Genomic DNA, 21,187 nt, shown 5'->3' on the forward strand with positions numbered 1-21,187 from the left:
TATGCGTACGTGCCGTCGTGCTTTAACCGTTTTGGCGCTCAGCCTGCCGCTTGCCGCGTGGGCTGAGGTTCCCGTGGTGGATAACAATGCCGGTTACGGCAGCAGTTACCCGCCTGCTGGTTACGGTACGTCCGGCACCTCCGTCGCGACAGGGGCTGCTGCCCCTGTCACGGCGCAGGGCATGCTGTTCAACCAGTTGCAGCAGATGCAGGAAGAGATAGCGCAGCTGCGCGGTACGCTGGAAGAGCAACAGAATGAAATTCAGCGTCTGAAACAAGAAAGCCTGGAGCGTTATCAGGATCTTGATCGACGTGTGAGTGGTGGTGCAGCAGGTGCTGCAGTCGGCCAGAATTCTTCAACTGCCGGTGTAATTAATGCCGGTGGTACACCTACTCCGCCAGCGGCGGGGCAGGCACAAACGCCGGCCAGTAATGAGCCGGCCGATCCAGCAAAGGAAAAGCTGTTCTACGAAGCAGCCTTTGATTTGATCAAAGCCAAGGACTTCGACAAAGCCAGTCAGGCTTTTGCCGCTTTCCTGCGCAAATACCCCAACAGTCAGTACGCCGGCAACGCGCAGTATTGGCTGGGCGAGGTAAACCTGGCTAAGGGTGATTTACAGGGCGCTGGCCAGGCCTTTGCGCGGGTCAGTCAGACTTACCCGAGCCACGCCAAAGTGCCGGATTCGCTGTTCAAACTGGCTGATGTCGAGCAGCGTCTGGGCAACAGTGACAAAGCCAAGGGCATTCTGCAGCAAGTAATTGCGCAGTACCCAGGCAGCTCGGCAGCTCAGCTGGCGCAGCGTGATTTGCAGCGCTTGCCTTAAGAGCTGAATGCTTGATCAAGAAACCCGCGCTTAGCGCGGGTTTTTTATTGGCAGCCATTACTGCTTTTCCCCACGGAGTGATTGCTGAGTAGCGTTAAAGTTCTCCCAGATTTTTATGGCCAGCCATCCTGGCGGTCAGTCTCTGTCCGTCGCCGCGCGACGTTAAAAATTTCACCCTTAATCTATTTCGTATACAATCCGCGCCCCTTTTCCCGCAACGGAGGCGGACAGCCTGTTTAGCTGTTACGCCCGTGGCTGATATGCAAGATACCCTGCGCATTACCGAGATTTTCTACTCGCTGCAGGGCGAGACGCGCACCGCCGGCTTGCCGACGGTGTTCGTTCGCCTGACCGGCTGTCCGCTGCGTTGCCAATACTGCGACACTGCCTATGCCTTCAGTGGTGGCGAGATCATGTCGCTGGACGCCATCGCCCTGCAGGTGGCCGGCTACAAGCCGCGTTATATCTGTGTGACTGGTGGTGAGCCGCTGGCGCAACCCAACTGCATTCCTTTGCTCAAGCGTCTGTGTGATGCCGGTTATGAGGTGTCACTGGAGACCAGTGGCGCTTTGGATGTTTCTGCTGTCGACCCGCGGGTAAGCAAGGTCCTCGACCTGAAAACCCCGGGCTCGGCGGAAGTGGCGCGTAACCGCTATGAGAATATTGACCTGCTGACGCCGAATGATCAGGTCAAGTTTGTGATCTGCTCCCGAGAGGACTATGACTGGGCGGTGAGCAAGCTGATCCAGTACCGCCTGGGTCAGCGCGTTAGCGAAGTGCTGATGTCGCCGAGTCACCATGAGCTGGATGCGCGTTCGTTGGCTGAGTGGATCATTGCCGACAACCTGCCGGTTCGCCTGCAAATGCAGCTGCACAAGATTCTCTGGAATGATGAGCCGGGACATTGATATGAGCGATAAGAAAGCGGTAATTCTGCTGTCAGGCGGCCTGGATTCGGCCACCGTGGTGGCGTTGGCCAAAGCCGATGGCTACAGCTGTTACACCATGAGCTTTGATTACGGCCAGCGGCATCGCTCCGAGTTGCAGGCGGCCGAGCAGGTGGCGCGGCAGTTGGGGGTAGTTGAGCACAAGGTGATCGGCCTGAACCTGAATGGCATGGGTGGCTCGGCGCTGACTGATTCCAGTATCGAGGTGCCGGAAAGCCCGACCGAAGGCATTCCGGTAACTTACGTGCCAGCGCGCAATACGGTTTTCCTGTCGCTTGCGTTGGGTTGGGCTGAGGTGTTGGGCGCTCGGGATATTTTTATCGGTGTAAACGCGGTGGATTATTCCGGTTACCCCGATTGCCGTCCGGAGTTTGTTGAGGCTTTCGAGCGTATGGCCAATCTGGCTACCAAGGCCGGTGTAGAAGGGCAGGGCTTTCGCATTCAGGCTCCACTGCAGGCCATGAGCAAGGCCGAGATCGTTCAGGCTGGCGTTCAGCAGGGCGTTGATTACGCGCTGACTGTCTCTTGCTACCAGGCTGATGATGAGGGCCGTGCCTGCGGTAAATGTGACAGCTGTCGTCTGCGTGCAGCGGGCTTTACTGCCGCCGGGTTGGTTGATCCCACTCGTTATTTCTAAAAAATTTTCCGCGAAGTGTTGAATTCCTGAATTAAATCAGTATCATGCGCCTCGCGTCGGGTCGTTAGCTCAGTTGGTAGAGCAGTTGGCTTTTAACCAATTGGTCGTAGGTTCGAATCCCACACGACCCACCATATTCCCTTCCTCGGAAGGTTAAAGAAGCCTGAAAGTTCTGATAAAAGAATTTTCAGGTTTTTTTTTATCCGTAATTTCCTACCTGTGTCTGGCCGTAAGCTGTCTGCGCCGTGCCATGCAGGCGGTATACTCGCTGCACTGAACGCATATTCAGAGCCTGATGACATGACTCAGATTTCCGAACGCCTGCTGGTACAAGCCCACCTCGATGCCAAGCAGCCCAAGCCGCTCACGCCTGAGCAAGAGGCTTTTTACCGCAGCGAAATCGCCGCAGAGCTGAAAAAGCAAAATGCCGTACTGGTCGCACACTATTACTGCGACCCCGTGCTGCAGGCGCTGGCCGAAGAAACGGGCGGCTGCGTTTCCGACTCGCTGGAGATGGCCCGCTTTGGCAATCAGCACCCGGCGCAGACTGTGTTGGTGGCCGGCGTTAAATTCATGGGCGAAACAGCAAAAATCCTTAATCCCGAAAAGCGCGTGCTGATGCCGACGCTTGAGGCGACCTGCTCGCTTGATCTGGGTTGTCCGGTGGAAGAGTTTTCGGCGTTCTGCGATCAGCACCCACAACGCACGGTGGTGGTGTATGCCAATACCTCGGCGGCGGTGAAGGCGCGGGCTGATTGGGTGGTGACCTCCAGTTGCGCAGTGGAGATTGTTGAGCACCTGATGGATAACGGCGAAAGCATCATCTGGGCACCGGACCAGCACCTGGGGCGTTATATCCAGAACAAAACCGGCGCCGACATGCTGCTGTGGGACGGCGCCTGCATCGTCCACGAAGAGTTCAAAGCCAAGCAGCTGGAAGATATGAAGGCGCTGTATCCGGATGCCGCCGTGCTGGTGCACCCCGAGTCGCCGACAGCGGTGATCGATCTGGCCGATGCAGTGGGTTCTACCAGTCAGCTGATCGCCGCGGCGCAGCGTCTACCGAACAAGACCTTTATCGTCGCCACCGACGCCGGCATCTTCTACAAGATGCAGCAGCTGTGTCCGGACAAGGAATTTGTTGCTGCGCCCACCGCCGGCAACGGCGCTGCTTGCCGTAGCTGCGCGCATTGTCCGTGGATGGCTATGAATACTCTGCAGCGCACCTTGGAGTGCTTGCGTGAGGGTAGTAACGAGATATTCGTCGACCCGGCATTGATCCCCAAAGCGATCAAGCCGCTCAAGCGTATGCTCGATTTTACCCAGGCTGCGCGGCTCAAGCTGAGCGGCAACGCTTAAGCGAGCTGTATAAAAAAGCCAGGCATCATTTGCCTGGCTTTTTCGTTTCTAGGGCGCGCAGTGCTAGCGAAGCATCTGCTCGATGATGCGCTGTTCTTCCATCAGCTCGCGCTGCCTGGCGTCGATGCGTGAGGCGAGTTGGAAGTTATTGCTGGCGCGGCGCTTGGCAAAGTCGAGCTGTTCAAGGGCCTGGTTGTAGTCACCGACCAGGGCGAAGAATTCGCCACGGGCTTGGTGCAGGCCGATGGTATTGCCGCTCAGGCCGCGCACTTCGGCTACCTGATACCAGACATCCGGATCTTTGCCGCGACTTTTCAGCATGTCGTCGAGGGCGCGCTCGGCTTCCTGAGTGCGCACCTGCTTCATCAGCAGATCGATATGCGCCTGGTTGACGGGGTAATTGTTCGGATAAAGGGTCAGCAAGCGCGTGATCCGACTTTGTGCGTCGCCTAGACGATTGGCTGCCATATCCAGTTCAACGTGCGCCAGGTTGTAGGTGACGTCGTTGGGGGATTTGGCGAGCAGGGGTTGCAACGCTTCGCGGGCTTCTTTGTGCTGTCCGCTCTTGATCAGCGCAATCGCCAAGCCATAGCGGGCGGCTTCCAGCTGCGGATTCTCGTCGAGCATGTTGCGAAAGCGTTTGGCGGCGACACCTGGGGTTTCTTCGTAGATCAGCTGCACGCGTGCGCGCATCAGCTGGTAGCGCACGCTGTCAGTGATCCCTGACGCGTTGTACTGCTCGGCGCGGTTGCGGGTGTCGGCGATGCGCGATTCCGACACCGGGTGAGTGAGGAGGAACTCTGGCGGCTTGCGATCGTAGCGGTACTGGCGCATCAGACGCTCGAACATGCTGGGCATGGCGCGCGGATCGAAGCCGGCTTTTTCCAGGTTGACCAGGCCGATGCGGTCAGCTTCCTGCTCATTTTGTCGAGAGAAGCGTCGTTGTTCCTGCATCGCTGCTGCTTGGGTCGAGGCGATGGCGGCGATGCCCAGGTCGCCAGCGCCAGCCGCCGCTGCGACGATACCAGCGAGCAGTCCGGCCATCACCGGGATCTGCATGCGCTGCTGTGCTTCTAGCCCTCGAGCGAAGTGGCGTTGTGACAAATGCGCCAGTTCGTGAGCCATAACCGAGGCGTACTCAGCTTCGGTCTGCGCATACAGAAACAGGCCGCCGTTGACCCCGACAATCCCGCCGGGAGCGGCAAAAGCGTTGATCTGTGGGCTGTTGAGCAGAACGAACTCGAGGCGTCGATCCTGCAGTTGGCTTGTTTCGCTCAGGCGATAGACGCTGGTTTCGACGAAGTCCTTGAGTTGTGGATCGTCGAGCTGGCTGACCTGGCCGCGAACCAGGCTCAGCCAGGCGCGGCCCAGCTGGTGCTCTTGCTGTGGGGAAACGATGGCGGAACTGGCATCGCCAAGGGAGGGCAGGTCACTGGCCGTGGCGGGGGCTGCCAGCAGGCAGGCCAGCGTCAACAGGGTAGGGCGCAGAAGGCTCATGCACAAAGCTCGTGTCGAACAAAGGCGCTACTGTAGCTGGCTGGCGGCGGTGCTGGCCAGGGTTGTACGCCCTTGGGTATCCTTGCGGCCTTCCTGGAGTGGCTCAATGACTGATATGCAATGGCGTGCCGAAGACTTCGACGCGCAACTGGACGCCTGCGGGCTCAACTGCCCGCTACCTTTACTCAAAGCCAAGCTGGAGCTAAACCGCCTGGCCAGTGGCGCGGTGCTCAAGGTTGAGGCCACTGATGCCGGCTCGCAGCGGGATTTCCGTGCCTTCGCCAGCCTGGCCGGGCATAGTCTGTTGCGTGAAGAGGTCGATAGTGGTGTGTATCGCTATTGGCTGCGCAAGGCCTAACAGCCGCGACGACAAGTGCGGTTCATAGGGATGCCTGTGAAGGCGCTGCTCAAGTAAGGAGTCACGATGTTCAAGGTGTTTCAGGATTGGTTGCATCGCTATTTTTCTGATGAGCAGGCGGTGGTTCTCGCGGTTTTATTGGTGTTGGGCTTTGCCGCGATCCTGAACCTAGGCGGTATGTTGGCTCCAGTGCTGACCGGCTTGGTGCTGGCGTTTCTGATGCAGGGGTTGGTGAATGCCTTTGAGCGCCTGCGCTTGCCGCAAGTGGTGGCAGTGTGGCTGGTATTTACCCTGTTTTTAAGCATGCTGGGTCTGTTTCTGTTGGTATTGATGCCACTGCTTTGGCAACAGTTGAGCACCTTGTTCAATGAACTGCCGCGGATGCTTGGCGAGTGGCAGTCGCTGTTTCTGCTGCTGCCGGAGCGTTACCCGACGTTGATTACCGATGTGCAGGTGCTGCAGTTAATTGAGGGCGTGCGGGGTGAGGTTGGCAAGTTTGGCCAGTGGGCACTGTCATTTTCCTTATCAAGCTTGCCGATGCTGGTCAGCATCATGATCTACCTCGTGCTGGTGCCGATTCTGGTGTTCTTCTTCCTCAAGGATCGCGAGCTGATCAGTGCGTGGTTTCGTGGTTATCTGCCGCGTGAACGTGCGTTGATCACTCAAGTGGCAGAGGAGATGAACAAGCAGATTGCCAACTACATTCGCGGCAAAGTGATCGAAATCATTATCTGTGGCGTGGTCACCTACATCGCGTTTGCCTACTTGGGGCTTAACTACGCCGCGCTGCTGGCTTTGCTGGTTGGCCTGTCGGTGGTGGTGCCGTATATCGGTGCTGTGGTGGTCACGGTGCCGGTGGCGCTGATCGGGCTGTTCCAGTGGGGGCTCGGTGATCAGTTCATTTACCTGATGGTGGTCTACGGGATCATTCAGGCGCTGGACGGCAACGTCCTGGTGCCGCTGCTGTTCTCCGAAGCGGTCAATCTGCACCCGGTGGCGATCATCTGCGCGGTGCTGCTGTTTGGCGGCATGTGGGGCTTCTGGGGCGTGTTCTTCGCCATCCCGTTGGCCACGCTATTCAAAGCTGTAATCGATGCCTGGCCACGCAGTGAGCAGATAACGGCGGATTAATCCGCAGACAATAAAAAGCCGGTCAATTGACCGGCTTTTTTGCGCGCGCGATTCAGGCTTTATTCAGTGCCTGGGCCGCGGCCAGTACCGCATCGACATGCCCGGGTACTTTCACGCCACGCCATTCCTGGCGCAATACACCCTCTTTATCGATCAGGAAGGTGCTGCGGTCCACGCCCAGGTATTCCTTACCGTAGAGTTTCTTCAGTTTGATCACATCGAACAGCTGGCAAACGGCTTCATCTTTGTCAGAGATCAGCTCAAAGGGGAATTCCTGCTTGCACTTGAAGTTCTCGTGGGACTTCAGGCTGTCGCGCGATACGCCGAAGATCAGCGTGTTAGCTGCCTGAAACGCCGGGTATTGGTCGCGAAAACCCTGGCCCTCGGTGGTGCAGCCCGGCGTGCTGTCCTTCGGGTAGAAGTAGATCACCACTTGCTGGCCCTTGAGTGCGGACAGCTGGATGGTCTGGCCGCTGGTGGCTTCTGCCTGGAAATCGGCAACAGGGGTGTCGAGTGCTACGGCCATAAACTGCTCCTTTATGGATTCTGTGGGCGCCAAGGCTCAATCAGTGCGTCCAGGTTCAACGCATCGGCAAAGTCGAGAAACTGATCGCGCAACCAGCTGATCTGCGTGCCGGCAGGCAGGGTCACGGTCAGCGTGGCGTTGAGCATGGTGCCGCCTGTCTGCGGCGCCTGGTAGGTGTCGCAGGTGAGGTTTTCCAGCTCGACGTGATGGTCGAGAAAGAACTGGCACAGCTCATTGAGGATGTCTGGGCGGTAGGCCGAGCTGACATACGCCACATAAGGCAGCGCCTGTGGGCGGCTTTCCGAGGCGGCGCTGCGAATCACATTGACCGAGAAGCTGTGCTTCTTCGCCAGCGCCGGCAGGCTTGACTCCAGGCGAGCCAGGGCATCCCAGCTGCCGGATATCTGCAAGACCAGTGCGCTGTACTCACCATGTCGGCTGAGGCGAGTACTGACCACGGCGCAACGGTTCTCGTGACTGGTGCGGCAGAGCACGTTGGTCAGCTCCATGGCGTTGGGGCCGAGGGCGCTGATAAGCAGGAATTGTTCGCGAACTGGGGGGGTGGACATGCAGCCTTCCTAAACAATAAGCGGTCGAGCTGTTTATACAGCACCGATCAAAGCCGGAAGGGTAGCGAAAAGCACCGCTCAGGGGAATGCCGGCAGGGCTTGGCGATGTGGAATGTGCCGCGTTTGCCTGAGAAAGATTGTATACGCGTTGCCGAGGTACTTCGCTTGTGCAAGGCAGGTGGCCCCAGTACCATTACCGCTCTCTTTTTCCGGCAGGAGCGGTTGCATGATTGCGGGCAGTATGGTGGCACTGGTTACGCCCATGGATGCACAAGGTGGTCTTGATTGGGACGGCCTGAGCAAACTGGTGGATTTCCACCTGCAAGAGGGCACCAACGCCATCGTCGCGGTCGGCACCACAGGTGAGTCCGCCACGCTTGACGTGGGTGAGCACGTAGAAGTGATCCGTCGTGTGGTCGATCAGGTAGCCGGACGTATTCCCGTCATCGCCGGTACCGGTGGCAACTCCACCCGAGAGTCGGTCGAACTGACCCGCGCCGCTAAAGATGTAGGCGCCGACGCCTGCCTGCTGGTCACCCCGTATTACAACAAGCCGACTCAGGAAGGCCTGTACCTGCACTTCCGCCATATCGCCGAATCGGTTGCCATCCCGCAGATCCTCTACAACGTGCCAGGCCGTACGGTCTGCGACATGCTGCCGGAAACCGTTGAGCGTCTGGCCAAGATCGACAACATCATCGGTATCAAGGAAGCCACCGGCGACCTGCAGCGCGGCCAGGAAGTTCTGGATCGCGTGAGCAAGGACTTCCTGGTCTATTCCGGCGATGACGCCACCGCCGTCGAGCTGATGCTGATGGGCGGCAAGGGCAATATCTCGGTAACCGCCAACGTCGCCCCGCGCGCGATGAGCGATCTGTGCGCAGCAGCCATGCGCGGTGAAGCTGCCATTGCCCGCGCCATCAACGACCGCTTGATGCCGCTGCACAAGGCGCTGTTTATCGAATCCAACCCGATTCCGGTGAAATGGGCTCTGCATGAAATGGGTTTGATGCCAGACGGTATCCGTCTGCCACTGACCTGGCTCAGCCCACGTTGTCATGAACCGCTGCGTCAGGCCCTGCGCCAGTCCGGCGTATTGGTTTAATTGAGGAATTACTACGCATGAAGCGACTCACCGGACTCTCCGCCCTGGCCCTGATCATCGCTGGTACCAGCGGTTGCGGCTGGATCTATGGCGAAAACGGCTATTTCCGTGACCGTGGCAGCGACTACCTCGAAGCCCGTCAGACAGCCACGATGCAAATGCCGCCAAACGTCGACGCCAAGCGTATCGACCCACTGTTGCCCGTGCCGCAGCAGGTAGCCACCACCACCGATACCGGCGAATTTATCGTGCCGCGCCCGCAAGCCCTGGCTGTGGCCGGGGATGCCAGCGAGTTCAGCCTGCAAAAGAGCGGCGAGTCGCGTTGGGTCGTAGCGCAGCGCGTACCGGCTGAAGTCTGGCCTGTAGCGCGTCAGTTCTTTGCTGACAACGGCTTCCAGATTGCAGAAGAGCGTCCGCAAACGGGCGAGTTCAGCACCACCTGGCAGCGTTTTGATGCCCTGTCTGAATCCATGGCGCGTCGTCTGAGCAGTCGCGTATCCGGCGTGAATCCAGATGCCGAAACCCGCGTGCGGGTGCGTATAGAGCCAGGTGTGCAGCGTAATACCAGCGAAATCTTCGTGGTCAGCGCCGAGCGTCCAGCTGGCAGCACTGCCGATGTCGCCTTCACCAACCGCAGCAGCAACCCCAGCCTGGATGCTGCGCTGCTCGATGAAATGCTCGTGACCCTGGCGCGCAGCGCCGAGCAGGGTGGTTCGGTCTCCCTGCTGGCTGCTCGTGATTACGATGCACCGAACCGCGTTAGCCTGTCCGAAGACGGCAACGGCAACCCGGTGCTGAGCCTGGGTGCTGATTTCGATCGCGCCTGGTCCGGTGTGGGCCGCTCCCTGGAAATGGCTGATGTACGCATCGACGACATCAACCGCAGCCTGGGCGTGTACTACATCAACCTCGCCGAGCGCGCGCAGAAGCCGGACGAAAAACCTGGCTTCTTCGGTAGCGTATTTGGCAGCGCGCCGAGCAAGGAAGAAATCGACGCCCGTGCCGAACGCTATCAGGTACGCCTGACCGCCGTTGGCGACAGCGTGCAGGTCACCGTGGAAAAAGATCTCAACACCATTGCCCCAGCCGACGTGGCGCGCAAGGTGCTGGACCTGATCCAGGAAAACCTTGGCTGACAGCAGGTAACTGCTGCACCGGCAATACCAATAGGCGAAACCCGGCGGGTTTCGCCTGTTTTGTTTACCAAAGGCGGAAATTCCGACATGAGCACAGCCACCACCCTGAGCCTGAAGAAAATCTATTCGGGCAAAGTCCGTGATCTTTACGAGATCGACGACAAACGCATGCTGATGGTCGCCACCGACCGCCTTTCGGCATTCGACGTAATCCTCAACGAGCCAATCCCGGAAAAGGGCAAGATCCTCACCGCCATCTCCAACTTTTGGTTCGACAAGCTCAAGGATTTGGTGCCCAACCACTTCACCGGCGACAAGGTTGAAGACATCGTCCCCGCCGCCGAACTGCCTCTGGTGGAAGGCCGCGCAGTAGTCGCCAAGCGCCTCAAGCCAGTCGCGGTGGAAGCCATCGTGCGCGGCTATATCGTTGGCTCCGGTTGGAAGGAATACCAGAAGAGCGGCACCGTTTGCGGCATCCAACTGCCTGCGGGTCTTAAGGAAGCGGCCAAGCTGCCGCAACCGATCTTCACCCCCTCGACCAAGGCCGCCGTGGGCGACCATGACGAGAACATCAGTTTCGAACAGTGCGAAGTGATCATCGGCGCAGAGCTGGCTGCCAAAGTGCGCGATACCTCGATTGCCCTGTACAGCGCAGCGGTGGAATACGCCGCCACACGCGGCATCATCATCGCCGACACCAAGTTCGAATTCGGCCTTGACGAAGACGGCACCCTGACCCTGATGGACGAAGCCCTGACCCCAGACTCCAGCCGCTTCTGGCCGGCGGACAGCTATGCAGAAGGCAAGAACCCGCCAAGCTTCGACAAGCAGTTCGTACGCGACTGGCTGGAATCCACCGGCTGGAACAAAGAGCCACCAGCCCCAGCAGTGCCCGCGGACGTCGCGCAGAAAACCGCCGACAAATACCGCGAAGCCCTGACGCGTCTCACCGTCTAAGCCGCAGCAATACGCGCGTAAGCGCGACACAGAGGGGCGCTACGGCGCCCCTTTTTGTGGGCGACTGTTTAGCCTCCCTTCAGTCAGGGTCCGCAGTTGCTCACAGCCTTTGATCGCAAGCATCTGAAAGTATGTGAAAAATTTCAAAACTGGGGTTCGCCAAACGCACTTCACCTGTTATCATGCGCGCCGCCACGGGAAGATGCCGGAGTGGCCGAACGGGACGGATTCGAAATCCGTTGTATCAGCGATGGTACCTAGGGTTCAAATCCCTATCTTCCCGCCATATAGATCGTCTAAGCCCCTGAAATTCCTAGAGTTTCGGGGGCTTTTTCGTTTCAGGCTGGGCAAGTGTCGAAGAAGTGTCGAAAGCTGGGGTAGGGCGTTAGCTTTGGAGCGGAGGCCACATTCTGGCGACGTGCACCAGGGCAAGAATCCAGACACCGTCACTCTCGGTCTGATAGATCAGGCGGTAGTTCTCGTGGGGTATCAGCTCGCGGGTGCCGACAACCGTTCCCAGTCGCCCTCTTTGCGGAAAGTCAGCAAGGGTGGACGCAGCCGCGCTGAATAGTTCATCCATGTGCACGGCAGCGGCGGGGTTATCAGCGGCGATGTATTCCCAGATATCCAGACGATCCTGCAGAGCCTCGGGTGTCCAAGTAACCTTCATTAGTTCCCTTGAGCCTTAGCACGGCGAGCGGCGAATTCTGCTTCTACATCATCATTCGATCGACCACGGCCAGCCTCGACCGATACCCTGGCTGCAGCAACCTTACGTTGCACGAATTCATCACGCTCTTTGGCTTGTTGCTGCTGGCGGATGAAATCGCGCATGAGGTCACGCATCACTTGCGAGGCCGGTAGGTGTGCGGCTTGCGCTGCTGCCATGAATCCTTCGCGTAGCTCGGGTTCCAACTTCAAATTGAAAACGGCTTCTTTGGCCATGGTGCGATACCTCTAAGTCAGTTCGTATCTACAACGTATATACGTTGTATGCATGCTAAACAATGCACGCCGCATAGGAAAGCACAGGTCATCGGTTATGGCTGAGGTATGAAGTCGAAAGTCTTTTCTAAGTGTGGACATGTGATGGCAAAGTGCTAATGATCAGCACTTTTTAAACCAAGGATGATTTGTATGAAGTCCCCGAAACACCTATTCCTGACCCTTCCTCTTATCGCTACGCTTGCCGGATGTATGAATATCAGTGGTGTAGTGCGAGACAAGCCAACAGGTAACCCTATTTCGTCGGCGTCAGTGACCATTAACAATGTGAGCGCCACGACTAATGCCATGGGTGCCTATAACCTGACAGGGCCGTTCATCCCTAGCCACGTAATTTTTGTGAATGCTCCCGGCTACAACATCTACACCAAAAGCGTAGGTAAAGAGCAGATTCACGATATCGAGCTTGTTCCTCGCCAGTGAATGCCTGATGGATGTGCTGGCTATTCAAGCTGGCACACCATGCATAGCAACTCCTTCTCCAAGCAGCTTCGTATAGTCAGATACAGGCCCTAATTTGATTGCATCCTGCAAATGATCAGGTGCCAGATGCGTGTAACGCATGGTCATTGCCAAGGTTGTATGGCCCAGGATCTTCTGCAGTGTGAGGATGTTGCCGCCGCTCATGACGAAGTGACTGGCGAAGGTATGCCGCAGGACGTGCGATGACTGGCCAGCCGGAACCGGTAAGCGAGATTCAGCCAGAGCCTTATCAAAGCTGTTGAGGCAGTTGCTGAACTGGCCGTGCTGTTTGAAGTGCCGGTGGATCTGCTGTTCTAGTTCCAGTGCGACCGGAATCGAGCGGACGCGCTTGCCTTTGGTGTTCACGAACGTAACCAGCTGGTTGCGTACCTTTTCAGGTGTCAGTGCCTGAGCCTCTCCCCATCGAGCGCCAGTAGCCAAACAGATTGCCGCGATCATGGCGACGTGAGGCGTCCGGCAATAGCTGTGGATTGTGGCAAACAGTTTTTCGATCTGCTGATCGGTCAGGTAGGCCAGTTCCTTTTCCTGCAGGCGAAGAGGGCGGACACGCGCCAGCGGGTTTGGATAATCAATGTCGCTGAGCTGAAACAACACGTTGAATACAGAGCGCAGGTAGCCCAGGCGATTGTTTAAGGTCTTGGGGTTGGCACCAGCCTTGAGCGCGTTGGTTCTGTACTCGGCGTACTCATTCCCCGTCAGTTTGATAGCTATCGGATTGCCCAAGTCTTTTGCGAGCGTATCAAGCAAACGGCGGCGAGCCTCACCATCTGAAAGGGTATGCGCATGCAGTGTTGCCCATCGGTCGATCAGGTCACTCAGGCGGCGTCTGTCCTTAGGTTTTGGAGACCAAGCAGGGGCATCTATGACTTTGGCACGGCATGTTGCCTCGAAGCGTTGGGCCTCAGCTTTGGTCTTGAAAGTCTTACGAAAGCGTTTGCCCTTGATCGGTTCTACATCGACCTTCCAGCGTCCGTCAGGTTGTTGTTCGATAGCCATTAAACGGCACGCCCCCACCTGACGTTGCGTTCTTCCAGCAGGGTTTTGATGTGCTTGTAGATGTCGTATTCACTCATGTCTTTGGCAGCGTAGTGATCACGAATAACCGGCCAGCATTCCCAAGTTTGCAGCCGGTCAAACGCCTTTTTTGCGCCCACCCGTTCCCTCGCCAGCAGGCTGACGAAGTTGCCCAGGAACAGTTCGACGTTTTTGCCTGAGAAGCCACGGGAGGTCTTGTAGTAGCGCTTGTATTCAGTGTCCTCAAGCAGGGAATCAACAGGTAAATCCACGCGCACATCCTCGCGAATGAGTGTCCAGATGGGGGAGAAGTAACCAGGGCGGTCGAGCAACTTGAATTGGCGTAGGCCATAGCGCCAAAGGCCGTCCAGATGCCCGGCAAACGCTGCAAACGAACTGGTGTCGATGGCCTCACCGGTTCTCACATCGAGCGAGCCGCTAGCGAATTGCTGGATGATGGAGTGGTGATAGCGCAGTTCTACACGCCATACGGCTTGGTCTGGGTTGTAGTTGTCGGGGTCTTTTTCGTCAAAGCTGTCACGACGTTTCCAGACGCTTTCCCAGTAGTCGAGCTTGTCAGTTGCCTTGGCCTGTTCGGTCTTGTTGTAGATACAGAGCTGAACACCGTTGGCCGAGCCAAACATGGACGTTTCGCCACGTCCGTAGGTGCTGGATTTGGTCGCCCAGTTAATTTCGTTGATGCCGGTTATGTCACGCTGCACACGTGCTTTGCAGTGCATGCGAGCCACCAGATCGGTGGGAGGTGTCCAGCCCTGGAGGTCTAACGCAAGGTGGACGGCGCACTGATTGATTTCAACATGGGTCATGACCTCAGACGCATAGAAATCTAACCGAGCCTGCAGGCGCTCAGGCGATAGGCTGTCGATTGCATGGGGTGACACTTCGATTTTCAGGTGTGGACCGATGCAGTCCAGCTTGGCGTTGAAGTTTTTCACCAACAGGATGATGCCCAGGTCAGCGTTTTGCAGCTTGTACTGGTAGCCCGAGTCACGGCCTACACGACCGGAGTGCCAGCGCTGACCCGCGAAGTCGACCAAGGTGCCTGGGTTCTCAAACAGCGCCATGATCTCCGGACGGATCATGCCCCGATACAACTGGCGCACCGTATCGACGCCACAGCGCAGCAAGCGCACTTTTGTCAGATCGGTGATCTTGGCCGTTTTCTGGTCGAAGAAGACGCGACCAGTTGCCGACTCTTTGAACTGGTGGTCTACCCGAATTTGATCTTTTACGGTCATTTTTACTACTCCAAATAGTGACGAATCGACACTGTGCAAACTTGTTTATCTGACGTGTTACAGGGACGTCAGCGCGCGCATTTGGCGCGGCGCTCGTACCTCGCGCATGCGCTCAAATGCGCCAAGCGAAGGCGCTGAGTGATCACCATAGAAATCGGCCTTTCTCGTAGGGAATACGGGTCACGGTGACGCCCTTGGGGGCTTCCTCGGGTTGTTGTGGCTGTTGCTGGGGTTGGTTGTTGGCCTGCTGCAGATCGGGGCGCGCGCCGGGGTCAGGGCGGGCCGGATCAAATACGCCGCGCTCTACCGTGTTCTTGCAGTAGGCAAAGGTGGTTTTGTGCCAGCTGCCTTGCTGGGTGAAGCACTCGCAGATAAAGGCTTTTTCCTGAGTTCTGACGACTCGGTAGCGCTTTGCGTTGCGGTCGATATACCCCTCATCCGAACTCATGACGCAGGACAGCCGCGGGTAGCTTTGCGGCTTGGTCAGTTCGTCATAGATCGGGGCCGAGCTGGGCACGTCAGGTATGCGTGGCACTCGGGCGGCTAGGTATTCATCCAGGCTGAGTGCCTTTGTACCGGGCTTGTTGTTGACCGGGTTTATGAGTGAGCCGACAGAGCTTTTCACCTGATCGACTACGCCGGGCGGGGTGCTGGTTTCGGCCTGGGCGTGTGCGGCAGCTTGTTCGGTCTGCTTGCCGGATTCGTAGCGTTCGTAGGCGCGGTAGACCATGAAGACAGCACCGGCGATCACCAGCACGGCAAGAATGAACTTGGTCGGTAGCTTGGTCTGAAAGTGGTGCTGTGCATTGCTGCTGGTGTAGACGCTGAAAAACTTCTTATCGAGGCGTACCGTGGTTTTTTCGGCATCCTTGAAGCTGCTTTTGACCTCGACTTTTTCAATCACAGAGTCGGATTCAAAGCGCAGCAGTTGCTGTGATTTGAAGACGCGCCAGTAGTGAATATGACCATTGCAGAGGCGGCGAAGGTGCACATCCAGATAGCGCGGGTCCTGGGTGATCAAGTGCACTTCGTGGCCGCTATGGCGCATGGTTTCGAAGCGGGTGATGTGTTCAGGCGGACGCGCCCGAGGATCACGACCACCGAACCAGCCTTGGGCCTCGTCCACGACAATGATTGAGTCGTTGGGCAGTTCGAACCATTTTTCGGGATCATCGAACTTGTACCAGGACGCTTTGAGTTGTTCTGGCTGCAGGCCGTTGATGTTGTGGAAGTAGACGGTGCGGCCTTCTGCGTGGGCCTTCTGATCCACTTCCTTGATGGTGTTGAGGGTCTTGCCGTGGCCGGGTTTGCCGGTGCGGATATAGAGCATGGGCGCGCCTCCTTACGCTTCGATGGAAGTGCCGCCCGGCTTGCGCCAGACCTGATTGCGTTTGCGATCCTGAGCCTTGTTGATGCCCGCGATGATGAAGCGGGTGAACACGGCGGAAAGCATGATGTTTATCGCTATGTCGATCTTGGCCAGCCCGAGGATTTGCTGAATGACGATCCCCGAGTTGCCCATGTTCGTGATCATGTAATCGCGGGCGGCATTGATCAGCGCGTTAAAGCCGAAGTAGGTGACGAAGCCAAAGCCGATGGCGCGAAAAACGGTCATCACCAGCGGGCTGGCGATCTGCCAAAGGAACTGGGCAACCCATAGAAATGCAGGCATATCACTCACCTCCTGAGGCGCGGCCAACGTAGATGGCGTAGAAAAGCGAGGCGGCTATGACGATCAGGTAGCCAAGATCGGTGGCGAACTGGCACAGCGGCTCATAGGAAAATTCGAAGGTGCGGCCACCTTGGGTTTGTAGGGTGAAGGTCTTGGCCGGTGGGCACGCTGCAGGCAGAAAGCGCGGATCGGTCGGGCCGCTGAACAGGCCGGACAGATCAATTTCACCGTCGCCTTCGTCGAGCTTGGCGCTGTCGCCTTTGCCGTTGATAAAGCCGCTGATGTCGCCTTCTTGTGCGGGGAAGTTTCCAGCGGCTTGGGCATCGCAACGGGCGCGCTTTTGCGTGTCGAGAATGGCGCATTGAATGGCATCGCCGGAGCAGGCCAAGGGCTGGTCGCAGGCAAGACCGGAGGCGCTACCGCCGTCACTGTCGCCGCCACCTGGGTTGGTGCCGCCATTGCCTGGATTGGTGCCACCGTTACCTGGGTTCGTGCCACCGTTGCCAGGGTTGGTGCCGCCGTCACCTGGATTAGTGCCACCGTCGCCGGGGGTGGTGCCGCCATCGCCTGGGGTTCCACCATCACCCGGATCGGTGCCGCCGTCGCCTGGGTCAGTACCACCATCACCCGGATCGGTGCCGCCATCGCCGGGATCAGTTCCGCCGTCACCAGGGTCAGTTGGCTGGGGAACTTCGGGGGGCTGGTTTTCGGATGTGGTGCAGGTCTCGCCGGTTAGCTTGGCGTTGTAGTCGCAGTAGGTAATGGATCCGTCGGTTTCGCTTTCATTGAAGCAAGAAGAAACCGATTGATGCTGAGCTTTGCAGCCATCAATGCAGGCAAAGGCCGGCGGGGAGATAGCAGTACCGGGCGCGATGTTGAACTCTGCAGTCGAGTCACGCCGACCGAGGGGCCAGGTGTATGTGGACTCGGTGCCAGCTACACAGGCTGGCATGGTATCCACGACAACAGCGCCGGAGGACGGGCCACCTTGGCGAATGGGTTGATCGGGGTTGCTGTAAGGGTGATAGGAAAAGTTGTACTTACACAGATATGAATTGGTGTTTTGCAGCGCGGTGTAACTACCCGCATAGGTCGGGTTGATCAGCACGATGGGCTGTTGAATCGTTGAGTAGTCAAAGCCCGCACAGGCGGCTTCCACGGATTTATAAAAGCCGTCGTGGTTACGGATCTTGAAGGGCTTTTCATTGGCTACGGCATAGAGCGGTAGCAGGGAGAGAATGAGCAGCAGATATTTCATGGTCAGACCCGCCCGAAAAATACGAGGTACAGCGCCACCACGGTGACCAGCAGGACGTAGAGTTCGTAGTTCATTGAGTGGCCCTGAAAAGTAAGTCCCGCCGTAGCGGGACTTGGGTGAAGCGCGCAGCGATTACAGAGCGCGGCGCATGTACTTGAAGGCAGCAGCGGCGACCAGTACGCCGAAGACAGCCCAACCGATGGTGCCAACGTCAGTGCCAGCGGTATCCAGTGCGGCGGTGGCCTCGGGCGGCACAGCGGCATAGGCTTGTTGAGTGGCCAGGACACCCAGGGCAGCGGCAGCGCCGAGGGAGCGTTTCAGGTTTTGCAGTTTGTTTTTCATGGTTGTTACCTCGCTATTTCAGGACTTTTTTCAGAACCAGGAAGCCGAACACCAGGGCAAACAGCACGATGGTTTCGCCCTGCAGCTCGCTGACCTGATCCCAACTGAGTGCAGTGCCATACAGGCCCTGCATTTCCTCGCTTGTGAGGTTGAGCAGTTGACCGGCGCAGATGGGTTCACCACCTGGGCCGGCCACCCATTCGCCCTCGCAGGCCAGAAAGTTCACAGGGGGCTCCGGCAGTGCGGACATGCGCAGATCACACGCCAGCTAGCAGCCGGCGAGGTATTGCGGCAGTGATTGCAGAACATCCACACCACGGGAGCCGGCCTGCTTAGGACTTGGCCGGGTCAGCAGCCTGGGCCGCTGGTTTGGCTTGTTGGCCTTGGGGTTGTGGAGCCGCAGCGCGGGCAGTTGGCTTAGGGCCTACGGCTTCGATGTGCAGGGCGAGATTCTTGCCCTTGTTCTGGCCACCACGGGCAACGTCAAAGGTGATGCGCACCAGTTGCAGCGGTTCGAAGCGGGTGCCGGCAGCGAAGATTTCTTCGGCTGCATCTTCCTCAGCAGCCATGCCGATGATGGACAGGCCGTGCTCGGTTTTACCGTCCGGCTCATCGCCATAAAACACTTTGATGTACTTCTGGCCGTTTTCGCCGTCGAAGCGTTGAGTGCCGAGAAATGCAACTTCCATAGTTGAACGTGCCATATTTTGTTTCCTCGCTTAGTTGCGCGTTATTGCGCGGTTTGCCTTTTTGCAGGCCGAAGAGTCCCAAGCAGAGGAACTGTTAAAGTTCTTCATCTGCCCTGTATGCTGCGGCTGCAAGGGGTTGCTTTGAGTTATTTATACGCGATAAATACAGCGATAAATCATGGATAGTTAAATGTCATAGTCACGATTCTTAATGGAATTAATAGTGACGCAATGACATTTTCAAATTTCCTCCTAATTAGTTCTGTTAATTAAAAACTGCCACACCAAGGGCCTCGCCCTTGTCATCCCGTTTCGCCACCTGCGCCCGCGACTGGTAAACCAGCCCCGGACACAGGCGGCGATCCTCGGTTGGGTGGTTCGCGCGGGATGGCGCAGGCGTCAGCCACTCGGTTGATGGAAGCGTCCAAGGCTTCGTCGAGCAGCTCGAGACCTTCCTGTACGCCCTGGATGGCTAGCACGGAGGCGAATACGGCGCCGAACGTGAATGGCAGCGACCAATGCCAGAGCAGAGCCAACAGATAGCGACCGACGCGAAATGAGACTTTCATGCGCTCAGGCCTCCGAAGCTCAGTTGCTGGGGTTGATGGGGGCGATGGCGCGGCGATGGTGAAGACAGCTGCTCAATGACGTGACGGCCCCACTGATCGGCAATCGCATCGGCAATGCCCTGATAGGTGCGGGAGCGGTTCTTCCAGCGGTCAGGGCCGGGAGCCATGTGATGAACGACTGGGGAACGGCCATCGACAATATCAGTAGGCGTGAGAGGCGGCAGGTTCTCAAGCCAGAAGTGGGTTTCCTTAGTTTCGCCATGGCCGAACATCCAGGGCTGAACAATCTGATCAGGCTTGCGGATGTGGCTGGAGATAACCGACTTAGGGTTTTCCAGGGCCTTGAAGCGAATCGGTGCTTTCAGCAATACACGGACGAAGTTCAGCGCACGGGCCTGACGACCGTCAGCGATCTTGGCCGGAAACCAGCGAGCTCCGGAGGTGGCCAGATCGGTGCAAGGTGGGTGAGCAATCAGCAGATCCCAGCCCCAGTCGAGCACGTCCAGAACATCGCCCTGGATGTGCTCGCCTTCGGTTTCAGAAGGCAGAAGGTCACAGCTCACGGCATAGAAGCCCATGGCGGTCAGGGCATCACGGACACGGCCGGAGTATTCGCAGGCGATCAGGGCAGTTGGCTGATTCATAGCGCTACCCCACAAGCTGAAACGGTTCGTGCAGCGGCACGAAAGGCACGGGCTTGCCGATGCTGGCCACAACGCTCCAATACTTTGGAGGTCGGCCGCTTGGCGTGTGTTTCTCGCAGGTAAAGGCCGGGGTGATTTCCCACTGGGAAAGCAAGGGCGTCCAGGCACCAGCGACGAGGCGCATCTTGAGTGCGCGCACGGGTCGGGCAGACGCGGGGCGGCATTGGTCGCAGGGTGTGGACGGGCAAGGATCGGGCTTGGCCATCTCGGCCTTTGACCAGCAGACAGAGCAGTCGCAGTTCTCGGCGTGCTGCTGGTTGCTGTAGCTGAATGGCGTCATAGCTCATGCCCTCGCCTGGGTAACCGGAGCTGGCGTAGATCACTGGGAAACCCCCTGCTTTACCTGGGCAAAGCTCGCCTCAAGACGAAGGATGATTTCAGCATTCAGAGAGCGGCGCGCCTCTTTGGCGGCTTGCTCGACCTGGGCGCGCAGTGCAGCAGGCATGCGCAGCTTGAATTGCGCGTCTGTGCGGCTCATGGGTTCACCACCGCGAAACGCACCAACCGGGTTTTGCCGACTTTTACGCTGGAGACACCGCCGCTCATGATCCAACGAGCGACAACTTCCACCGGAACGCCAACCAGAGCCGCGAAGGCTTCTCTGCTATAGAGGTCAGCGCTCATGCCATACCCCACAGCTTATAAATGCGGAAGTTCTCGCGGGCTTGTTCCTGGGCGAGCAGGGAGGTCAGCGGATCGTCTGCAACAACGTCAGCTACAGCCATATCTATAAAGAAGTGGCATTCCTGGCGAGAGTCGCCACGGAAGCAACGGTGCCAGCGCTTCTGACGGGTTTTGCCGTGGTAGCTGGCTACTTGAACGACGCAAGGCCCGTTGCTCATGCCGTCCACTCCTGTTCCAGCAGCCAGGAGCGCAGCAGGGTGCTATTCACCATGCGGCGCTTGCCAAGCTTTACAGTAGGCACTACGCCTTTCATGGCCCAGGCACGCGCGGTGCCGTAGGTAAGGCCGTTGCGATCCGCCCAAGATTCGACGGTTTCAACGTCCTGTTGCGGGCCTATCAGCTTCGAAGGTTCCAGCTCTTCCAGTTCCATGCTCGTTCCGTCACTATTCGTGTCATTAGGACCAAATGCCCTGGTGACAAATTATTTGTCTTCGATAGCAAGCCTAATGACAAAATATTTGAC

At 57.7% G+C, this 21,187-nt stretch carries 30 protein-coding genes and 2 tRNA genes; 12 read left to right on the forward strand and 20 right to left on the reverse strand.

The window, feature by feature from the left end; genetic code table 11:
* The first annotated feature begins 1 nt into the window (after position 1).
* From ybgF to nadA, 5 genes are all read left to right on the forward strand, one after another.
* Positions 2–823 carry a tol-pal system protein YbgF gene (ybgF, locus tag CUR33_RS13805; RefSeq protein ID WP_289240015.1) on the forward strand — a complete coding sequence of 274 codons (822 nt, stop codon included), beginning with the start codon at positions 2–4 and terminating at the stop codon, positions 821–823.
* Positions 824–1,083: 260 nt separating this feature from the next.
* Entirely contained in the window at positions 1,084–1,731 is a 648-nt protein-coding gene (queE, locus tag CUR33_RS13810; protein ID WP_289240016.1) for a 7-carboxy-7-deazaguanine synthase QueE, read from the forward strand.
* A gap of 1 nt (position 1,732) precedes the next feature.
* A complete protein-coding gene (queC, locus tag CUR33_RS13815) occupies positions 1,733–2,407 on the forward strand; it encodes a 7-cyano-7-deazaguanine synthase QueC (protein WP_289240017.1) in 675 nt (224 codons plus the stop codon).
* Between the two features lie 58 nt (positions 2,408–2,465).
* Positions 2,466–2,541 (forward strand) — tRNA-Lys (locus CUR33_RS13820).
* A gap of 166 nt (positions 2,542–2,707) precedes the next feature.
* On the forward strand, positions 2,708–3,766 hold the full coding sequence (nadA, locus tag CUR33_RS13825) for a quinolinate synthase NadA (protein ID WP_160087516.1): 1,059 nt from the start codon (positions 2,708–2,710) through the stop codon (positions 3,764–3,766).
* Between the two features lie 63 nt (positions 3,767–3,829).
* Here the strand turns inward: nadA and CUR33_RS13830 are convergent, their stop codons facing one another.
* Positions 3,830–5,263 carry a M48 family metalloprotease gene (locus CUR33_RS13830; RefSeq protein WP_160087514.1) on the reverse strand — a complete coding sequence of 478 codons (1,434 nt, stop codon included), beginning with the start codon at positions 5,261–5,263 and terminating at the stop codon, positions 3,830–3,832.
* 106 nt (positions 5,264–5,369) lie between these two features.
* Here CUR33_RS13830 and CUR33_RS13835 point away from each other — a divergent pair, with 106 nt between their 5' ends.
* Both CUR33_RS13835 and CUR33_RS13840 read left to right on the forward strand, forming a co-directional pair.
* Entirely contained in the window at positions 5,370–5,621 is a 252-nt protein-coding gene (locus CUR33_RS13835) for a sulfurtransferase TusA family protein (RefSeq protein ID WP_090252637.1), read from the forward strand.
* A gap of 66 nt (positions 5,622–5,687) precedes the next feature.
* Positions 5,688–6,752 carry an AI-2E family transporter gene (locus CUR33_RS13840; RefSeq protein WP_090252639.1) on the forward strand — a complete coding sequence of 355 codons (1,065 nt, stop codon included), beginning with the start codon at positions 5,688–5,690 and terminating at the stop codon, positions 6,750–6,752.
* 52 nt (positions 6,753–6,804) lie between these two features.
* On the opposite strand, the gene CUR33_RS13845 is transcribed toward CUR33_RS13840, so the two are convergent.
* On the reverse strand, positions 6,805–7,278 hold the full coding sequence (locus tag CUR33_RS13845) for a peroxiredoxin (protein WP_289240018.1): 474 nt from the start codon (positions 7,276–7,278) through the stop codon (positions 6,805–6,807).
* A gap of 11 nt (positions 7,279–7,289) precedes the next feature.
* A complete protein-coding gene (locus tag CUR33_RS13850) occupies positions 7,290–7,847 on the reverse strand; it encodes a glycine cleavage system protein R (protein ID WP_090252644.1) in 558 nt (185 codons plus the stop codon).
* A 226-nt stretch (positions 7,848–8,073) separates the two neighbouring features.
* Between CUR33_RS13850 and dapA the strand changes: the two genes are divergently transcribed.
* The 4 genes from dapA to CUR33_RS13870 all read left to right on the forward strand — a co-directional run bounded on the left by dapA (position 8,074) and on the right by CUR33_RS13870 (position 11,331).
* On the forward strand, positions 8,074–8,952 hold the full coding sequence (dapA, locus tag CUR33_RS13855) for a 4-hydroxy-tetrahydrodipicolinate synthase (protein ID WP_090252647.1): 879 nt from the start codon (positions 8,074–8,076) through the stop codon (positions 8,950–8,952).
* Between the two features lie 17 nt (positions 8,953–8,969).
* Positions 8,970–10,088 carry an outer membrane protein assembly factor BamC gene (gene bamC / locus CUR33_RS13860; protein WP_289240019.1) on the forward strand — a complete coding sequence of 373 codons (1,119 nt, stop codon included), beginning with the start codon at positions 8,970–8,972 and terminating at the stop codon, positions 10,086–10,088.
* A gap of 87 nt (positions 10,089–10,175) precedes the next feature.
* The gene (locus CUR33_RS13865) at positions 10,176–11,045 is read left to right on the forward strand and encodes a phosphoribosylaminoimidazolesuccinocarboxamide synthase (RefSeq protein ID WP_289240020.1); all 870 of its coding nucleotides are present in this window, start codon (positions 10,176–10,178) and stop codon (positions 11,043–11,045) included.
* Between the two features lie 196 nt (positions 11,046–11,241).
* A tRNA-Ser gene (locus CUR33_RS13870) sits at positions 11,242–11,331 on the forward strand.
* Positions 11,332–11,430: 99 nt separating this feature from the next.
* Here CUR33_RS13870 and CUR33_RS13875 read toward each other — a convergent pair.
* Both CUR33_RS13875 and CUR33_RS13880 read right to left on the reverse strand, forming a co-directional pair.
* On the reverse strand, positions 11,431–11,715 hold the full coding sequence (locus CUR33_RS13875; protein ID WP_289240021.1) for a type II toxin-antitoxin system RelE/ParE family toxin: 285 nt from the start codon (positions 11,713–11,715) through the stop codon (positions 11,431–11,433).
* Complete coding sequence (locus CUR33_RS13880) at positions 11,715–11,990, reverse strand: antitoxin of toxin-antitoxin stability system (RefSeq protein WP_289240022.1); 276 nt, start codon at positions 11,988–11,990, stop codon at positions 11,715–11,717. The genes CUR33_RS13875 and CUR33_RS13880 overlap by 1 nt, the downstream gene beginning before the upstream one ends.
* A 192-nt stretch (positions 11,991–12,182) precedes the next feature.
* On the opposite strand from CUR33_RS13880, the gene CUR33_RS13885 reads away from it, so the two are divergent.
* On the forward strand, positions 12,183–12,473 hold the full coding sequence (locus CUR33_RS13885) for a carboxypeptidase-like regulatory domain-containing protein (RefSeq protein ID WP_167354453.1): 291 nt from the start codon (positions 12,183–12,185) through the stop codon (positions 12,471–12,473).
* Between the two features lie 24 nt (positions 12,474–12,497).
* On the opposite strand, the gene CUR33_RS13890 is transcribed toward CUR33_RS13885, so the two are convergent.
* The 15 genes from CUR33_RS13890 to CUR33_RS13960 all read right to left on the reverse strand — a co-directional run bounded on the left by CUR33_RS13890 (position 12,498) and on the right by CUR33_RS13960 (position 21,094).
* A complete protein-coding gene (locus CUR33_RS13890; RefSeq protein ID WP_289240023.1) occupies positions 12,498–13,529 on the reverse strand; it encodes a phage integrase in 1,032 nt (343 codons plus the stop codon).
* The gene (locus CUR33_RS13895; RefSeq protein ID WP_289240024.1) at positions 13,529–14,806 is read right to left on the reverse strand and encodes a hypothetical protein; all 1,278 of its coding nucleotides are present in this window, start codon (positions 14,804–14,806) and stop codon (positions 13,529–13,531) included. Before CUR33_RS13895 ends, CUR33_RS13890 begins: the two co-directional genes overlap by 1 nt.
* Before the next feature lie 142 nt (positions 14,807–14,948).
* A complete protein-coding gene (locus CUR33_RS13900) occupies positions 14,949–16,136 on the reverse strand; it encodes a zonular occludens toxin domain-containing protein (protein ID WP_289240025.1) in 1,188 nt (395 codons plus the stop codon).
* 12 nt (positions 16,137–16,148) lie between these two features.
* Positions 16,149–16,478 (reverse strand): DUF2523 domain-containing protein, encoded by a 330-nt coding sequence (locus CUR33_RS13905; protein WP_090247770.1) that lies wholly within the window; start codon positions 16,476–16,478, stop codon positions 16,149–16,151.
* A 1-nt stretch (position 16,479) separates the two neighbouring features.
* Entirely contained in the window at positions 16,480–17,736 is a 1,257-nt protein-coding gene (locus tag CUR33_RS13910) for a virulence factor TspB C-terminal domain-related protein (protein WP_289240026.1), read from the reverse strand.
* Positions 17,737–17,868: 132 nt separating this feature from the next.
* Positions 17,869–18,078, reverse strand: coding sequence for a major capsid protein (locus CUR33_RS13915; protein WP_090247769.1), 210 nt, complete (start codon positions 18,076–18,078; stop codon positions 17,869–17,871).
* A 13-nt stretch (positions 18,079–18,091) separates the two neighbouring features.
* Complete coding sequence (locus tag CUR33_RS13920; RefSeq protein WP_090247767.1) at positions 18,092–18,304, reverse strand: hypothetical protein; 213 nt, start codon at positions 18,302–18,304, stop codon at positions 18,092–18,094.
* A gap of 106 nt (positions 18,305–18,410) precedes the next feature.
* The gene (locus CUR33_RS13925) at positions 18,411–18,782 is read right to left on the reverse strand and encodes a hypothetical protein (RefSeq protein WP_289240027.1); all 372 of its coding nucleotides are present in this window, start codon (positions 18,780–18,782) and stop codon (positions 18,411–18,413) included.
* Positions 18,783–19,069: 287 nt separating this feature from the next.
* Positions 19,070–19,336 carry a hypothetical protein gene (locus CUR33_RS13930; RefSeq protein WP_289240028.1) on the reverse strand — a complete coding sequence of 89 codons (267 nt, stop codon included), beginning with the start codon at positions 19,334–19,336 and terminating at the stop codon, positions 19,070–19,072.
* The gene (locus tag CUR33_RS13935; RefSeq protein ID WP_289240029.1) at positions 19,333–19,980 is read right to left on the reverse strand and encodes a DNA cytosine methyltransferase; all 648 of its coding nucleotides are present in this window, start codon (positions 19,978–19,980) and stop codon (positions 19,333–19,335) included. The genes CUR33_RS13930 and CUR33_RS13935 overlap by 4 nt, the downstream gene beginning before the upstream one ends.
* 4 nt (positions 19,981–19,984) lie before the next feature.
* On the reverse strand, positions 19,985–20,320 hold the full coding sequence (gene pflM / locus CUR33_RS13940) for a lysogeny maintenance protein PflM (RefSeq protein ID WP_289240030.1): 336 nt from the start codon (positions 20,318–20,320) through the stop codon (positions 19,985–19,987).
* A gap of 39 nt (positions 20,321–20,359) precedes the next feature.
* Positions 20,360–20,518, reverse strand: a complete 159-nt coding sequence (locus tag CUR33_RS13945) for an Arc family DNA-binding protein (protein WP_289240031.1) — start codon at positions 20,516–20,518, stop codon at positions 20,360–20,362.
* On the reverse strand, positions 20,515–20,664 hold the full coding sequence (locus CUR33_RS13950; protein ID WP_289240032.1) for a hypothetical protein: 150 nt from the start codon (positions 20,662–20,664) through the stop codon (positions 20,515–20,517). Before CUR33_RS13950 ends, CUR33_RS13945 begins: the two co-directional genes overlap by 4 nt.
* The gene (locus CUR33_RS13955; RefSeq protein ID WP_289240033.1) at positions 20,661–20,882 is read right to left on the reverse strand and encodes a hypothetical protein; all 222 of its coding nucleotides are present in this window, start codon (positions 20,880–20,882) and stop codon (positions 20,661–20,663) included. The genes CUR33_RS13950 and CUR33_RS13955 overlap by 4 nt, the downstream gene beginning before the upstream one ends.
* Complete coding sequence (locus CUR33_RS13960; RefSeq protein ID WP_090252690.1) at positions 20,879–21,094, reverse strand: DNA-binding protein; 216 nt, start codon at positions 21,092–21,094, stop codon at positions 20,879–20,881. Before CUR33_RS13960 ends, CUR33_RS13955 begins: the two co-directional genes overlap by 4 nt.
* Positions 21,095–21,187: the final 93 nt, after the last annotated feature.

This window comes from Pseudomonas sp. FEMGT703P, assembly GCF_002786345.1.
Taxonomy (GTDB): Bacteria; Pseudomonadota; Gammaproteobacteria; order Pseudomonadales; family Pseudomonadaceae; genus Aquipseudomonas; species Aquipseudomonas peli.